Genomic DNA, 14,036 nt, shown 5'->3' with positions numbered 1-14,036 from the left:
ACGGACAAAAATAAACTCATTTTACACATATATTATAAAACTTGCAGGAATTTTAGAACACCCTCGGTTTGAAATTCATAAATCCTATATTTTTATTATTCATTTTCGTTCTCTTTCAAATCTTTTTATGTTAATCTCAGCTTTTGAGCCTAAGAATACATAAATACCTAAGGATATTATCAAAACTCCAACGCTTATGAACAAGCCTAAGGAGTATAAAAGCTTGTTTGGCTCTGTCATTGCGAATTTAAACACAAGCATTAATGCTTCAATAGAGACAGCTATTATGATAGATGCTAAAAATCTTGTCATCGTTTTTCTTGTTTCAGAGTGCTTTCTTGGGTCTTTATAAATCAATACTTCTTCTTCAAAAATAGTTCTTGCAAGGTCAAATATTGCAATGGAAAGAGTTATTAAAATTACACCTTCAAAAATATGCTTAATATCAAGACTTAACTCTGTTAAAGAACTAACAGCCCATATGATTAATTTTAAGCTTAGCAGAGCCAAGATAATGCTAAATATTGAATAGAATATTTTCACAAAAAAATCAAACCTTTCTTTATTAACATCAACATCTTGGTTAAACATAAAGCCTTTTAAATCTATATCAAAACAGTAAATATAGATTATTTCATCGTTTTCATTCAAAATAGGAATTGATATAGTTGCAGTTAAGTCTGAAGTTACGATAGATGTATATGGCTGTGTAATTGTGCAATCTTTTTTTGCTATTACTTCTTTATAGTATGGTCTGTTAGACCTGTCATATCCTTTAACTTTTTTTGGGATTTTTGAAGAAAAGATAGGATTAACAACATTGTCGGAAATTTGAACTCCATCTTTATCTAAAACGTATACAAGCTCAATGTATGGAAACTCTATAAAAAATTCTTCAGAAAATACTTTATAAAATAACTCTTCGTCAAAATTATCAACAGGAATTTTATCAATGTAAGTTTTTAAAGCTGTACACAGCCTATATTTGTTTGATTCTAATAAATACTTAGTTTTGCTAACCATTGTTTTCTCCTTTATAAGGAAAAGTTTCTATTAAATATTTAGCATTACTTGTGCCATTTTGTTAAGTATCTGATAATTGTTAATTTTAGCAAGAATTAATTTTTCTCTTGCATAAAAAATATGCAATCAAGAACTCTGCTCTGTATATTTTTTGTTCAAAAATTCTCAGTTTAAATATTTGAAAATTTTCAAGTAATTGATATATAAATATTTTTTCAAATTGGCATAGTATTTGCTTTAAATAACATTAACAACATTTAAAAGGAGGAAATGGTTATGTTAAACAGAAGACAAGTAATCAAAGGAGCAATTGGTGCAGCAATTGTTTCAAGCTTTAGTCCTTACATTTCAAGAGCTGCAGGGAAAATAAGAATAGGCTTTATACCTCTTACAGACTGTGCAACCGTCGTCATGGCACAAGAACTTGGATTATTCAAAAAATACGGCGTTGATGTAGAAGTAGTAAAAGAGACAAGTTGGCCAAATATTAGAGATAAGCTGTTAAACGGTGAGTTAACAGCTGCTCATTGTCTGTTTAGCCTTCCTCTGTCTGTATATACCGGAATAGGTGGTCCTAAGGGTAAAGTTATTCCTATTGCTATGACTATTAATTTTAATGGACAGGGCATAACTCTTTCGAATGAATTTAAAGGAAAAGTAGGTTTTAGAGAAATAAATAAAGTAAAACAAGTAGTCAATGAATTAAAATCAAAAAAAGGTGAATGTACTTTTGCAATGACATTCCCGGGTGGAACTCATGATATATGGTTAAGATATTGGCTTGGAGCATGCGGTATTAATCCAAATAGGGATGTAAGAGTAATTCCAAACCCACCACCGCAAATGGTTTCAAATATGAAAGTGGGAAGAATGGATGGTTTTTGTGTGGGAGAGCCTTGGAATGCGGTTGCTGTTAAGGAAGGTATAGGCTTTACTCATATTACATTCCAGGATATATGGAAACACCATCCAGAAAAGGCTTTGGCTTTCAATAACGAATTTTTTGAAAAAAATCAAGGAGAAGTAAAAGCTATAATGAAAGCAGTACTTGAAGCTGCTAAATGGTGTGATGACCCTAAGAATAGGAAAAAGCTTGCTAAAATTTTGAGCCAACAAAAATATGTAAATGCTCCTGCAGATGCGTTAGAAAGCAGATTGTTAGGTATTTATGACCTTGGAATAGGGAAATATACATATAAAGACGATTATATGCTCTTTTATAAAAACGGAGAAGTTCCATTTCCAAAGAAATCTTATGGAATCTTTTTCTTAGCTCAATTTAGAAGATGGAAAATGGTTAAAGAACCAATCAACTACAAGGCTGTTGTAGATACTATTATAAAACAGGACATGTATATCAGTGTTGCTAATGAGATGAAAATACCGATACCAAAAGATGATATGAAACCTATTTCTGGCTTTATAGACAACGTGATCTTTAATCCTAATGATCCTGAAGGTTCAATAAAAAAATATAGCATCAAGGAGATTTAGTAATGAAGGTTTCAAAGCTCATTCAAAATTTAGTTTTTGCAGTAGTTGGATTTACAATTTTTCTTTTTTTATGGTGGACAATTACTTATTTCTTTGTAAAGGACCTTCCGCAACCTCAAGAAGTCTTAAAAACTTTATTTGATTTACTTAAAAATCCTTTTTATGATAACGGACCAAATGACAAAGGGATAGGATGGCAACTCTACTATTCTTTAAAAAGGGTCATTTTGGGATTTCTTATAGGTAGTTTAATTGGGATTCCTGTTGGTTTTATTTTAGGTGTGTTTGGTAGATTAAATGCCATGTTTAATTCGTTAATTCAAATTTTAAGACCAGTATCTCCTTTGGCTTGGTTCCCGATAGGTCTTGCATTATTCCAAAACTCTGAAAAAGCATCAATTTTTACTATAGCCATAACTTCAATATGGCCAACTCTAATAAATACAGCATACGGAGCATCTACTATACCACAAGATTTTAAAAATGTATCAAAAGTTTTCGGATTTTCCATACTAAACTATTTTAGGTATGTAGTTGTTCCTTATACATTTTCTTTTACACTTACTGGTTTAAAGATAAGTATAGGTATTGCATGGATGGTAATTGTAGCTTCTGAGATGCTAGCTGGGGGAACAGGAATTGGCTTTTACATATGGGACTCTTGGAATGCTTTAAACCTTCGTAATGTAATGTCTGCAATTATTTTGATAGGAGTTATAGGTTATATTCTTGATTACAGTTTCAGCTACCTGCAAAGGAGGTTCCAAAGATGAAAGCATACTTAGAAATTATTAATGTAAGTAAATCATTCGGAAATTTTATAGCTCTTAAAGATGTCAATTTACTTGTAAATAAAGGTGAGTTTGTATGCTTAATAGGACACTCTGGATGCGGTAAATCAACATTACTTTCAATGGTAGCTGGACTGTTAGAACCTACAACAGGAAGCATTGTCTTAGATAATAAGGAAATATCTTCCCCAGGACCCGATAGAGCAGTTGTTTTCCAAAACTATAGTCTCTTACCATGGTTGAGTATATGGGATAACGTAATGGTAGCTGTGAAATCTGTTTTGAAAGGTTTAAGCAAAAAAGAAATTGAGGAGAGGGTAAAACATTATCTTAGTTTAGTCGGGGTTTATGAACACAGACATAAAAAACCAGACCAGATCTCCGGTGGTATGAAGCAGAGAGTTGCTATAGCAAGAGCATTAGCTGTAGAACCTAAGGTTTTGCTTTTAGATGAACCGTTTGGTGCATTGGATGCACTGACAAAAACAGTTTTACAGGATGAACTTTTACGTATATGGGAAGAAAATAAGCTTACATGCCTAATGGTAACTCACGATATAGAGGAAGCTGTGTATCTGTCTGATAAAGTTGTTGTTCTTAGTAATGGACCGGCTGCTACTATCTATGATATTGTTGAAGTTAAAATTCCAAGACTAAGATTAAGGTCAGAGATTGTAAAGCTCCGAGAGTATATAGAAACAAAAGAAAAGCTAATTTACTACCTAACTTCTGTTTTAAGGAAGACAGCATGAATGCAAAATTCCAGTGTCCTTATTGTGGTGTAGGATGTGGACTTATTTTTATGGAAGGGAAGATTAAGGGGAATAAACAACACCCGGCTAACCTTGGTGATATATGTAAAAAACCACTTTATTATCCAAAGGTTATGAATAAAGAAAGACTTGAAAAGCCCATGTATAGGGAAAGCAAAAAAGAATCATTTATAGAAATAGATTGGGGTACTGCCTACGATATCTTAAAGCAAAAGATAAAAAATCTATCACATGAGGAGCTTTATTTCTACATCTCCGGACAATTAATGACAGAGGATATTTATGTAATTAACAAATTTGTTAAAGGATTTTTAAGAACAAATAATATAGATAGTAATTCAAGATTATGTATGGCAACCGCAGTAGTTGCATACAAATTAGCCTTTGGTTCCGATGGACCACCTTGTAATTATGAAGATATAGACGATGCAGACACATTTATATTTGCTGGCTCAAATGCCGCATGGACTCATCCGGTGCTTTTTAAACGTGTATTGAAAAGAAAAAATGAAGGTGCAAAGATAGTTGTTATTGATCCCGTAAAAACAGAAACAGCTAAAAGATCAGATATTCATATACAAATTAGAGCTGGAACTGATATAGTGCTATTTAATTCAGTTCTTTATGTTCTATACAAAGAAGGATGGATTGATAAAAAGTTCATAGAGAATTATGTAGAAGGTTTTGAAGAAGCTATAGCAGAATGTATGAATTTTCCACCCGATGTAGCATCAAAAATATGTGAAATTGAGGCAAAGGATATTTATAGGCTTGCAGAATTTTACGCTTTTGGCAAAAAAGTTATTTCTCTCTGGTGTCAAGGTTTAAATCAATCTTCCCAGGGAACTAACAAAAACCTTGCATTAATAAATTTACATCTCGCCACCGGAAGATTGAATAACAAAGGTTGTCCGTTTTCTTTAACAGGACAACCAAACGCAATGGGCGGGAGGGAGATGGGATACCTTTCTAATGGATTACCAGGATACAGGGATGTAAGAAAAGACGAAGATAGGGCTTTTGTGGAAAATTTCTGGGGTTTAGAAAAAGGCAGTATTAAATCTCAGCCCGGTCCAACTATAACTGAAGCTGTTGATTATATCTTGGATGGAAAGATTAAATTCTTATGGGTTGTATGTACAAATCCAGCAATCACGCTGCCAAATCTTAATAAAGTGCGCAAAGCATTAGAAAATGTTTTTCTTGTAGTTCAGGATGCTTATTGGAATGAATCTTGTTCTTATGCTAATTTGATTCTCCCAGCTGCTCAGATGGGTGAAAAAGAAGGGATAATGACTGGTTCAGACAGGACGATCACATTTTGCCAAAAATTCTCTGAACCTCCGGGAGAATCAAAGCCTGACTGGCAGATATTTAAAGAATTTGCTCACCGTCTTGGTTTTGAAAAATATTTCTCTTATGAGAACTCTAAGGATGTTTTTGAAGAGCTTAAGGAAATAACAAAAGGAAGATTATGTGATATATCAAGTTTATCATACGAAAACATGCCGATGAGATGGGGTAAAAGATGGCTCTATGAAAACCTTAGCTTTCCTATAGATAGCGGAAAAGCAAAGATGCACCCAGCTTCTTATAAACATAAAGAATCAAAGTTTATACTTACGACAGGTAGAACAAAAAACCAATGGCATACTATGACAAGAACCGGAAAAAGCCCAGAACTTCTAAAAAATGAAGAAGAGCCTTTTCTACTTATGAACCAAGAGGATGCCTTGGAGCTTGGAATTTTAGAAAATGAAACAGTTGAAGTTATATCTGAAAATGGAAAAATTCAGCTAAAAGTAAGATTTGGAGATATAAAGAGAAAACATCTGTTTGCACCTTTTGGATACGGAAAGGTAAACGAGTTATTAGGCGATGATAAAGACCCGCTTTCCAAAGAACCGGAGTTAAAGTTCATGGAGGTAGAATTAAAAAGCCATGGAAAATAAAAAAGTAGCTATATATGCTACAAGAAAGGCAGATGAGATAGCTAATAAGGTTTTCGAACTTGGTTTTGAGCCTTTTATAGAAGATGTAATTAAAATCCAAAAATTACCAGAAGATATCATCGTTGAAAATATAAAAATGGCTTTAGATAAAAAACCAGAAGTTTTTTATTTTACAACAGGGGAGGGGGTTAATATAACCTTTCAGAAAGCAAAGGAATCCAATTTATATGAAAAACTGAAAGACTTTATGGAATCAGGAAAAGTATTTGTTAGAGGTTATAAGGCAAGAATGGTGCTTTTGAAAGAAGGTTTTAAAGATTTTATTAATCTTGAAAGCACTGATGAGTTCATAGAAAAGCTTAAAAATGCTGACCTGACAAACCTAAATTTCTTCGTTCAAATGTATGGTGAAAAATTGCCTGATTTGAATGCTTTTTTATTAAGTAAAGGTGCCTCTATGATTGAAGTTTCGGTTTATAAATACCAAATAGATACAAATAAAATGGATGCTTTTATTGAAAAGCTAATAGAAGGTTTTTATGGAGCTGTTCTCTTTACTTCTGCGTATCAAGTTGACTATCTATTTAAAAGAGCAGAAGAAATTTTTAAAAAAGCAAAACTTGTTGAAGCTTTGAATCAAATTGTAGTAATTACTGTGGGACATATAACAGCTAAAAAATTAACCAAATACGGTGTTTATAAAGTTTTTTATCCTGAGAGAGAAAGATTAACTTTTGCACTAAAAATTTTAGAAAAGGTTTTTAATGATGGGTAAGGTTTATTTAGTAGGAGCAGGACCTGGCGATTTAGAGCTGCTAACTTTAAAGGCTCTTAAACTCATAAAGTCTGCTGATGTAATAATTTACGATAGACTTATAAATCCAGAAATTCTTACATTTGCAAAATTAGAATGCGAATTTGTATATGTTGGAAAAAAGGAAGGTTATCATACCTTAGAGCAGGAAAAAATAAACGAGCTTTTACATGAGTATGCTTACAAAAATGATGTAGTTGTGAGACTAAAAGGTGGAGATCCGTTCGTATTTGGAAGGGGCGGAGAGGAAATGCTCTTTTTGATTGAGCATGGTATTGAGGTTGAAGTTGTTCCGGGTGTTAGCTCGGCAATAGGAGTGCCAACTTCTGTAGGGGTTCCTCTAACATTTAGGGGAGCTTCATCTTCTTTTGCAGTTATAACAGGACATGAAGATCCAAATAAAAAAGAATCAAGCATAAACTGGGACTGTTTAAAAGGTATAGATACGTTAGTTTTTTTAATGGGAGTATCAAGAAGACGGGAGATTGCACAAAAACTATTAGAGATTGGAAGAAATCCGGATGAACCTATCGCCTTTATTGAAAGAGGAACAACCTCAGAAGAAAAAGTTTTATTTTCTACTTTAAAAGAACTATCAGAAAATCCGATTGATGTTAAGCCACCTGCATTAATGCTTGTTGGAAATGTGTTAAAAATAGCTAAAAAAATTAAAGAATTAAACAATTATTAACAAATTCTTTATGGAGGAGTAGTCATGAAATCAAAACTCAAAAAAACAGTCTTATCAACTGCAATTTTAGCAGTCTCAGTGCCATTTTTAACAGACCAAAAGGCAAATGCTCTTGAAATCCAATCGCCGACATTTATCGGAGAAGTAAAGCCAACTTTATTATTTAGACCAAGATATGAGTATGTAGACGAACATAATAACAAAAAGAATGCCAATGCACTAACAACAAGAGTAGCTATAGGTGCTCAAATTGACAAAATCTTCCAAGTTCCAAATTTATCTGCATATTTAGAAGCAACTTATGTGGGTGCTTTAATAGATGATTATTACCCACAAAAAGGAAAAATTGCTAATATAAGTGAAAATTATGCTACCGTTGCCGACCCAGATATTACAAGAATAACTGAAGCATACATCAAGTATAAATTTAACAAAACATCATTTATATTTGGAAGAACAAGATTAAATCTTGATGATCAAAGATTTATAGGTTCTGTAGACTGGAGACAAATGCCACAAACCTTTGGAATTATAGGCATTCAAGACAACACCATAAATAATCTAAACATCTTACTTGCTGGTATATATGAAAGACTTGCCGTCACTGATAGTGGTAATATAGACTGGAAATTAGATAAAATGCCAATAATCTTTAACATTTCATATAAATTTATTCCACAGTTAAAACTAACCGGTTATGCATACTTATTATCTGCTGGAATACAACAAGATAGCAATAAATTCAACGGAGGAAATACATACGGTATAAATGCAACAGGAGATATCCAGCTTTCAAAAGATGTTAAATTCTCATATCTTGGAGAGTATGCAATTCAAAAAGACCCATACGCAAAAGATGGATTAGCCACAAAACCTAAAATAGATGCAGATTTCTATAGAGTGGAAGGAAAGCTTTCAGGATATGGATTTTTTGCTACACTTGGTTATGAAAGATTCCAAGGAGCTGACAAAGGAGAAAATGCTGGATTTACAACCCCATTTGCAACACTTCATGCGTACGAAGGCTGGGCAGATAGATTTTTAACATATGTAGCAACCGATATGAAATATGGATTAAAAGACGCATACGCTACCATAGGATATACACATAAAGATTATGGAACATTATCTTTAACATATCACAAATTTGATGCAGATAAAAATCAAGGATATGATTATGATAAAGGTCAGTTGCTTACATTACCAAGTAAAAACTTTGGCGATGAAATGGATGTTCTCTACACTGTAAATTTAACAAAAAGACTAAACTTCCTTGCAAAAGGTGCATGGTATAACGGTAAAGATAGTATGCCAGCATCTATTAAAAACGATTTAACAAAATACTGGATACAGCTTACATATAAATATTAATCTCCATAGGAGGGAAGAATAGCCCTCCTCATTTTTTAAAAACAATTTCAAAATATTTCTCTACAAACTCTTTTGCAAGTTTATCCATCAATTCTTGTCTTTCTTTGCCTTTTGGAAGTTGATTTCTTAATGTTTCCATCTCTTCAAGAAATTTCTCTATTTCATCTGGAATTATTCCCTCAAAAAATTTTCTTAAATATTTTGCTAAAGCAGGTGATGCTCCGGATGTTGAGAATGACAATAAAAAATTCCCTTTTTTTATGATGGATGGAAAAATGAAATCAGAATATTCAGCCATATCAACAGAATTACAAAATTTGCCTTTAGATTTAGCTTCATGATAAATGGATTTTTGTAATTCTAAGTTATCGGCAGTTACAATAACAATATCAAAATTATCAAGCATCCCATAAACATATTCTGATTTTATGTATTCAAGATTGTATTTTTGAATTAAGTCATAAAGTTCATTTTTTATATCCGGTGAGACTATCGTTATGTTATGTGTAAACTTGATAAGTCTATTTATTTTTTCAAATGCAATATTACCTCCCCACACCACAAGAAACTTTCTGTCTTTTATATTTAGGACTATTGGCAAGTAATCCATGATTATTTTTTATAATCTCTTATCTAAGATTAGTTTTTCAACAAAACCTTCCAGTTCATCCAAAGGAACGGTTCCAATCTTTTCTTCTTTTAAGAAAACATCCACAGCCAATTTTACAACTCCATTTATTTTGACTTTCGTTCCTACAAACCCTAAATCTCCAGCCCCATGTTGACCACAGCCTTTAACACATCCTGACCAGTGCATCTTTAAAGGCTTATTAATTGGTAAATTCTTTGATAAAAAGGTTGCAAGTTTTATAGTATCAGGCTTATTTTCTATAACTCCAAAAGAACATGTTTTACTTCCCTGACAAGCCATAAGATTGTTTAAGTAATGAGAATCTGATACTTTATATTTCTTGAAAATTTCATCAGATAGGAGTTTATCAAGCTTTTCCTCCGGAACGTTTACAATATATATGTTTTGATATACAGAGAATCTAATCTCTCCATTTCCATAAGTTTCAGCTAAGTAAGCAACTCTCTCTAAATCATCACCGTAAAATATTCCAGCAGGTACTATGATGCTAACAGCATAAAGACCATTTTTCTGCCTTATTATTCCTGTTTGCTCTTCAAAACTTTCAACTAATTCATCTCCGGCTTCTGGAAGGTCCTTATTCAACCTTTTTACTATTTCATTCCTAAATCCATTTATACCAAGCTCATTTATTAAAAAATAAAGACGATTCTTATTCCTATCTTCTCTATTTCCTAATTCGGAATAAATCTGCAAAATGGTTTTGCTTATATCAACTACTTCGTGAGGCTGAACAAACATATTTAGATTTGATGCCAAGGCTGGTCCCCCGGAACCTATCTTGCCACCGGCATAAACATTAAAACCATAGGCACCTTCTTTGATTGCAAGGTAAAAACAAAGGTCGTTATACTTACAATTTATAGAGTCAACTTTTGCACCAAGTAAAGAAGGATTAAACTTTCTTGGAAGGTTAGCAAACTCCTTTTTACCAATAAATATATCTTCTATTTTTTTAGCAATAGGAATAGTATCTATAATACTTTCCTCGGTAAGTCCGGAAAGAGGATATCCTGTAATATTACGCACATTGTCCATTCCTGTTTGTAAAGTAGTTAAACCTATTTTTTGAATAGATTCTAATATTGTAAAAATATTTTTTAGCTCTACCCAACGAAGTTGTATTTGCTGTCTTGATGTAATATCTACTTCATTTCTACCAAATTCTTTTGAAAGATATGCAATTACTCTAGCTTGATCTGAACTAAGTTTTCCATGGGTAATTCTGATTCTAACCATAAAATAACCCGGTGTAGCTTTTCTGTAAAAAAATTCCGTACCATTTTAATCCGATATCTCTATCATCTAAAGGTATTTCCTCATGATTACTATACACTTTCAATTTATTTATAAGGTCAACATCAAATGGATGTTTTTCTTTTTTGTATACTTCCACTTTATTATTTGACATGATTAACTCCTAAAAATGTATTTTTATATTTACTTGCAATACTTATGCCATTTTGTTAAGTATCTGATAATTGTTAATTTTAGCAAGAATTAATTTTTCTTTTGCATAAAAAATATGCAATCAATAACTATACTCTGTCTGTTTTTTGTTCAAAAATTCTCAGTTTAAATATTTGAAAATTTTCAAGTAATTGATTTATAAATATTTTTTCAAATTGGCATAGTATTTGCTTTAAATAACATTAACAACATTTAAAAGGAGGAAATGGATATGAAAAAAGTTGAAGCCATCATTAAGCCGTTTAAGCTTGATGAAGTGAAAGATGCTTTGTCAACGCTTGGAAACTTTGGTATTACAATCACAGAAGTTAAAGGCTTTGGAAGACAAAAAGGTCATACAGAAGTTTATCGTGGTGCTGAGTATGTTATTGATTTCGTGCCTAAGATTAAGATTGAAGTGGTCGTAGATGACGCAATCGTTGAGAAAGTAATAGAAGCAATAATTACTGCTGCAAGAACGGGGAGGGTGGGGGATGGAAAAATTTTTATCTCCACTATTGAAGATGCTGTAAGAATTAGAACTGGTGAAAGAGGAACAGAAGCTTTATAAAAAAATTTTAAAGGAGGTATAGTTATGAAAAAGCTGTTGTTTTTAACGGCAAGTTTGGTTCCGTTGTTATCTTATGCGGAAGAGGCTAAGAAATTAGACGTAGGAAATACTGCTTGGGTTTTGGTTGCAACTGCATTGGTTATGTTAATGACACCGGCAGGCCTTGCTTTATTTTATGGTGGCATGACAAGGTCTAAAAATATCTTAAATACAATTGGAATGAGCTTTTTAGCTTACTGTGTTGTTTCTGTGGTTTGGATATTATGGGGATACTCACTGGCTTTTGGAACTGATGTTGGAGGAGTAATTGGAGGCTTAGAGAATGTATTTCTCTCCGGAATATCTGTAAATGATATTTGGGCAACTGGAAATATCCCAACGTTGTTGTTTGTTGGATTTCAGTTAACGTTTGCTGCAATTACTGTGGCATTAATAAGCGGTGCTGTTATTGAAAGAATGAAGTTTCAAGCTTGGTTAATATTTGCTATTTTATGGGCAACTTTTGTATACTCTCCTATTGCTCACTGGGTATGGGGCGGAGGATTTTTATCAAAATTAGGAGCTTTAGATTTTGCCGGTGGAACTGTTGTTCATATAAACGCAGGGGTTGCTGGGCTTGTCCTTGCAATACTACTGGGTAAAAGAAATGATTATGGCAAAAAAGCTATCTTGCCATCTTCAATCGTGCTAACAGTTGCCGGTGCAGCTTTATTATGGTTTGGATGGTTTGGATTTAATGCAGGTAGTGAACTTGGAGCGGATGGAATTGCAGCTTCGGCTCTTTTAGTAACAAACACTGCAGCAGCTCTTGGAGCAATTGCATGGATGTTAGTTGAGTGGATGGTAACTAAAAAACCAACTTTACTTGGTGCAGCTTCTGGAGTAGTGTCGGGTCTTGTAGCAATTACACCTGCAGCAGGTTTTGTAGATTTAATTGGTAGCATAGTGATAGGTTTAGTATCTGGTGTAATCGGTTTTATTGGTGTTTACTGGTTAAAATCTAAGTTAAAATACGATGATTCCTTAGATGCTTTTGGAGTGCATGGATTAAATGGTATATGGGGTGCGATTGCAACGGGTATTTTTGCAAATCCAAGCGTAAACTCTGCTGGAAAAGGTCTATTGTATGGCAATCCGGGACAAGTAATAGTCCAAGTTGAAGCAGTTTTAGCTACAATAGTATATACAGCTATCATGACAGCTATTTTATACTTCATCACATCTGTTTTAACAGGTGGTGGAAGGGTTGACGAAGAAACTGAAACTATCGGGCTTGATGAATCGGTTCATGGAGAAAGAGGCTTTGAAATCTAATAAAAATTTTAATTTAAAGGAGGCATTTGTCATGAAAAAATTAGCAGTACTATCAGGAGCAATCTTCAGCGTTGCGGTTGCAAATGCTGGACAGATCACTGTAGCAAACAGTGATATTAAAATTGATGGAGCATTGACAACAGGTTATTTTGCATCAAACAATACTGGTTCAAGCAATCATGACAGCTTTAAAGTGTCTAACTTTATTCTTGGGCTTAGCTCTGATGCAAAAGATGGAGGAATTGGCTTTAATGTAGGATTTGGAACAGTATTACTTCCAACTGTTTATGATGGTGGATTGGTTGATAACAAAGCAATCATTAACAAAAGCTTTGGACCTATCTATGCAGTATTAAGCTATAAACCAATTAGCAGTCTAACATTTGATGCAGGACTACTTACAACAAATATTGGATACGAACTTGCAACATCATTTACAAATCCAAACATCACATACGGAGCTGTATGGTTTGCACAGCCGTTTATTTATCCCGGTGCAAGAATCACTTATGCAGTAGGAGATATTAAATTCTATGCAGAAGCAAGCAAAGATAAAATATACTCTGATGGAGATTTTGCAAAGATTAAGAGTCCTTCTGGGAGAGATTTATCATTATCCGGAGCTTATGCAGTAGGTTCTCTTGGTATGCTTTACGGTATTAATTATGCAATATCTTATTATGATTACACAGCATATAAAAACTTAGTAGATATTGTCCTTTCAAAATCTATTAATGATAATTTAGACGTAGGAATTAACTTTGACTATCAATGGTTAGATAGTACAGCAAAAGATTCTGGATATGATAGTAAAGGCTATGGTGTAGCTGGTTATATTATTCCAAAATTTGGCAATTTCTCTTTACCTGTGAGAATTGAGTATGTGAATGGCGGTTCTAAAGGAAAAGAAAGCGGTATTTATAATGGTGCATCTAAAGCCTGGACTATTACAGCAACCCCAACATTTAGACCAACAAAAAACACATACGTTAGAGCTGAAGTTTCTTATGTAAACTCAGATAACAAAATATTTGCAGATAGTTCTGGAAATCCAAAAGATACGAAAGTATCTGCTGCTGCTGAGTTTGGATTTTTGTTCTAATAAGCTTTTTCAGGTTAACCTCCAACACCTTGCCTCCAA

Annotated in this window: 14 protein-coding genes; 10 read left to right on the top strand and 4 right to left on the bottom strand. The window is 33.2% G+C overall.

Translation table 11 applies throughout. The features are described from left to right. Nucleotides 1-99: 99 nt before the first annotated feature. Complete coding sequence (locus SYO3AOP1_RS00295) at nucleotides 100-1,023, bottom strand: PDC sensor domain-containing protein (RefSeq protein ID WP_012458798.1); 924 nt, start codon at nucleotides 1,021-1,023, stop codon at nucleotides 100-102. Between the two features lie 276 nt (nucleotides 1,024-1,299). On the opposite strand from SYO3AOP1_RS00295, the gene SYO3AOP1_RS00290 reads away from it, so the two are divergent. The 7 genes from SYO3AOP1_RS00290 to SYO3AOP1_RS00260 are packed head-to-tail and all read left to right on the top strand — an operon-like array spanning nucleotide 1,300 to nucleotide 8,909. Continuing rightward, nucleotides 1,300-2,517, top strand: coding sequence for a CmpA/NrtA family ABC transporter substrate-binding protein (locus tag SYO3AOP1_RS00290; protein WP_012458797.1), 1,218 nt, complete (start codon nucleotides 1,300-1,302; stop codon nucleotides 2,515-2,517). Nucleotides 2,518-2,519: 2 nt separating this feature from the next. Beyond that, entirely contained in the window at nucleotides 2,520-3,290 is a 771-nt protein-coding gene (gene ntrB, locus SYO3AOP1_RS00285; RefSeq protein WP_012458796.1) for a nitrate ABC transporter permease, read from the top strand. After that, a complete protein-coding gene (locus SYO3AOP1_RS00280; RefSeq protein ID WP_012458795.1) occupies nucleotides 3,287-4,060 on the top strand; it encodes an ABC transporter ATP-binding protein in 774 nt (257 codons plus the stop codon). The genes ntrB and SYO3AOP1_RS00280 overlap by 4 nt, the downstream gene beginning before the upstream one ends. Continuing rightward, a complete protein-coding gene (locus tag SYO3AOP1_RS00275) occupies nucleotides 4,057-6,033 on the top strand; it encodes a nitrate reductase (RefSeq protein WP_012458794.1) in 1,977 nt (658 codons plus the stop codon). Before SYO3AOP1_RS00280 ends, SYO3AOP1_RS00275 begins: the two co-directional genes overlap by 4 nt. Next, nucleotides 6,023-6,808 carry a uroporphyrinogen-III synthase gene (locus tag SYO3AOP1_RS00270; RefSeq protein WP_012458793.1) on the top strand — a complete coding sequence of 262 codons (786 nt, stop codon included), beginning with the start codon at nucleotides 6,023-6,025 and terminating at the stop codon, nucleotides 6,806-6,808. Before SYO3AOP1_RS00275 ends, SYO3AOP1_RS00270 begins: the two co-directional genes overlap by 11 nt. Beyond that, nucleotides 6,801-7,538: a uroporphyrinogen-III C-methyltransferase gene (gene cobA, locus SYO3AOP1_RS00265; protein ID WP_012458792.1), complete on the top strand. Its 738-nt coding sequence runs from the start codon at nucleotides 6,801-6,803 to the stop codon at nucleotides 7,536-7,538. The genes SYO3AOP1_RS00270 and cobA overlap by 8 nt, the downstream gene beginning before the upstream one ends. Nucleotides 7,539-7,562: 24 nt before the next feature. After that, nucleotides 7,563-8,909 (top strand): hypothetical protein, encoded by a 1,347-nt coding sequence (locus SYO3AOP1_RS00260; RefSeq protein WP_012458791.1) that lies wholly within the window; start codon nucleotides 7,563-7,565, stop codon nucleotides 8,907-8,909. Nucleotides 8,910-8,937: 28 nt separating this feature from the next. Here SYO3AOP1_RS00260 and SYO3AOP1_RS00255 read toward each other — a convergent pair whose 3' ends face one another. From SYO3AOP1_RS00255 to SYO3AOP1_RS09465, 3 genes are read right to left on the bottom strand one after another with little or no spacing between them, the layout of a single operon-like run. Next, nucleotides 8,938-9,519, bottom strand: coding sequence for a bifunctional precorrin-2 dehydrogenase/sirohydrochlorin ferrochelatase (locus tag SYO3AOP1_RS00255; protein WP_012458790.1), 582 nt, complete (start codon nucleotides 9,517-9,519; stop codon nucleotides 8,938-8,940). Nucleotides 9,520-9,528: 9 nt separating this feature from the next. After that, on the bottom strand, nucleotides 9,529-10,800 hold the full coding sequence (locus SYO3AOP1_RS00250; protein ID WP_049751879.1) for a hypothetical protein: 1,272 nt from the start codon (nucleotides 10,798-10,800) through the stop codon (nucleotides 9,529-9,531). Then, a complete protein-coding gene (locus SYO3AOP1_RS09465; RefSeq protein WP_049751878.1) occupies nucleotides 10,793-10,972 on the bottom strand; it encodes a hypothetical protein in 180 nt (59 codons plus the stop codon). The genes SYO3AOP1_RS00250 and SYO3AOP1_RS09465 overlap by 8 nt, the downstream gene beginning before the upstream one ends. 270 nt (nucleotides 10,973-11,242) lie before the next feature. Here SYO3AOP1_RS09465 and SYO3AOP1_RS00245 point away from each other — a divergent pair, with 270 nt between their 5' ends. Genes SYO3AOP1_RS00245 through SYO3AOP1_RS00235 form a run of 3 tightly spaced genes read left to right on the top strand, consistent with a single transcriptional unit; the run spans nucleotide 11,243 to nucleotide 13,997 of the window. Beyond that, the gene (locus SYO3AOP1_RS00245) at nucleotides 11,243-11,581 is read left to right on the top strand and encodes a P-II family nitrogen regulator (protein ID WP_012458788.1); all 339 of its coding nucleotides are present in this window, start codon (nucleotides 11,243-11,245) and stop codon (nucleotides 11,579-11,581) included. A gap of 24 nt (nucleotides 11,582-11,605) precedes the next feature. After that, on the top strand, nucleotides 11,606-12,895 hold the full coding sequence (locus tag SYO3AOP1_RS00240; protein WP_012458787.1) for an ammonium transporter: 1,290 nt from the start codon (nucleotides 11,606-11,608) through the stop codon (nucleotides 12,893-12,895). Between the two features lie 31 nt (nucleotides 12,896-12,926). Beyond that, the gene (locus SYO3AOP1_RS00235) at nucleotides 12,927-13,997 is read left to right on the top strand and encodes an outer membrane beta-barrel protein (RefSeq protein ID WP_012458786.1); all 1,071 of its coding nucleotides are present in this window, start codon (nucleotides 12,927-12,929) and stop codon (nucleotides 13,995-13,997) included. The last annotated feature ends 39 nt before the right edge of the window (nucleotides 13,998-14,036 follow it).

The sequence above is a fragment of the Sulfurihydrogenibium sp. YO3AOP1 genome (assembly GCF_000020325.1).
Lineage (GTDB): Bacteria > Aquificota > Aquificia > Aquificales > Hydrogenothermaceae > Sulfurihydrogenibium.
Note: the sequence above shows the minus strand (reverse complement) of the source record. Positions and strands in the feature narration are given on the sequence as shown.